The sequence below is a fragment of the Streptomyces sp. NPDC126499 genome, assembly GCF_040302485.1.
Taxonomy (GTDB): Bacteria; Actinomycetota; Actinomycetes; order Streptomycetales; family Streptomycetaceae; genus Streptomyces.
This window is the reverse complement of record NZ_JBEOUO010000065.1, coordinates 1-1,078: the sequence shown is the minus strand read 5'-3', so window position 1 is coordinate 1,078 and position 1,078 is coordinate 1. Positions and strand designations below refer to the sequence as shown.

Below are 1,078 nucleotides of genomic sequence, written 5' to 3'. Positions count from 1 at the left end.
CTAGTAGTGCTTCGTTAGGTTCTCAGTCTGGTTCTGTTGCGGGGCAGGCGTCGGCCGCAGGTGGTGCAGGTGCCGGTCCAGCACTGCAGCAGGTCCTGGAGGGTGTCGAGGACCTGATAGAGGGTCAGGCCGGCGTGTGAGCTTTTGGGTCGAGCCGCCGCAGGGTGAGGAAGGCCTGGGCGGCGGTGACGAGAGTGACGTGGTGGTGCCAGCCGCGCCAGGTGCGGCCCTCGAAGTGATCCAGGCCCAGGCCGTGCTTGAGCTCGCGGTAGTCGTGCTCGATCCGCCAGCGCATCTTCGCCCACCGGACCAGGTCGGTGATCGGGGTGGTGGCGGGCAGGTTGGTCATCCAATAGCCGGTCGGCCCGTCGGTGTCTTCGGGCTGCTCGACCAGCAGGGTCCGCAGAGGCAGAACACCGTCCCAGCTGCTGCGGCCTCCGGCTTGTTCCTGGGCGGTGCGGCAGGCTTCCTTGCCCGACGGCCGGACCTCGATCACGGCGAAACGCGAGGTCATCCGTCCCTTGCTGCCCTGCCGCCAGACGACTTCTTCGAACGAGGTGTCCGATGTGATGAACGAGGTCAGGGGCCGGGCCGGCTCGCGATAGCGGGGCAGCGTGGGCGGCCCCAGACCGCCGTAGGCCGGCTGGAACGGCTCAGCCGCGACCGGACGGGCGATCTCCTTCGGGTCGACCGCCATCACATAGGACCAGCCGCGTTCCTCCAGCTCCAGCCGGAAGGACACGCTGCGGCCGTAACCGGCGTCCGCCACGATCACCGGCACCACCAGACCCTGCGCGGCCAGTCGGTCCAGCAGCCCCAGAGCCAACCGACCCTTGGAGACATACCGAACCTCGTCAGGGACCCCGGCCCGTCGGCGCCGCCGGTCATCGTCGGCCCATTCCTCGGGCAGGAAAAGCTCCCACTCCAGCGGGCACGACGCGGTGTCGGTGGCCGCGTGGACGCTGACCGCGACCTGGCAGTTCGCCCGCTTGCCCAGCGCTCCGCAGTACTGCCGGGCCACCCCCACCGAAGCAGTGCCGCACTTGGGGAACGACACGTCGTCGATCACCCACACCTC

At 69.1% G+C, this 1,078-nt stretch carries 1 protein-coding gene; it reads right to left on the bottom strand.

The window, feature by feature from the left end; genetic code table 11:
* Positions 1-124: 124 nt before the first annotated feature.
* The gene (locus ABTZ91_RS34080) at positions 125-1,069 is read right to left on the bottom strand and encodes an IS701 family transposase (RefSeq protein WP_352081107.1); all 945 of its coding nucleotides are present in this window, start codon (positions 1,067-1,069) and stop codon (positions 125-127) included.
* Between the last annotated feature and the right edge of the window lie 9 nt (positions 1,070-1,078).